Here is a 480-nt window from a genome sequence, read left to right on the forward strand (position 1 = left end):
CAAGAAAAGAACCCTGGCTTTTCACCTGCTTTGTAATATTCGATTGGTAAGCCATAAATACTATTAAACCCTTGAATTGTTGGTTGACCTTTACCACTGGGGTACACCGTGGCTTCTAGTTTGAGTTCTATCTGGTCGCCTGGCTGCAAACCAAATTCAGTCAAGAATGCATTGTAATTTATTTCTGCTTGCCACCCTGTTCGTGCAGGCTGAAGCATCCATATCGCATCTACTAATATGGGGGAATTAAGGGGGATTTGTTTAAATACTCTGTGCTTTGTGTAACGTGACATTCTACGTTGTATCATTTCTGCATACTTTTTAGCTGCTTCAATATTATAACCACGAGAGAAATTTAAGATGACACCCATCTTAACTATTCAAACTGAATGTCGTTTTTATTGTTCAATTTGCGCGGCGTAAAGCCGCGCCTACGCAAATTTAAATGGCTGTTTTCTTCACCGTTTATTATGTCGCCAT

At 39.8% G+C, this 480-nt stretch carries 1 protein-coding gene; it reads right to left on the reverse strand.

The genetic code is table 11. From position 1 onward, the window contains the following. Positions 1-371: hypothetical protein (locus H5186_RS22725; RefSeq protein WP_182795063.1), on the reverse strand; the 371-nt coding region annotated here is incomplete at its 3' end. Between the last annotated feature and the right edge of the window lie 109 nt (positions 372-480).

The sequence above is a fragment of the Pseudoalteromonas sp. SG41-2 genome, assembly GCF_014164535.1.
GTDB lineage: Bacteria > Pseudomonadota > Gammaproteobacteria > Enterobacterales > Alteromonadaceae > Pseudoalteromonas > Pseudoalteromonas rhizosphaerae.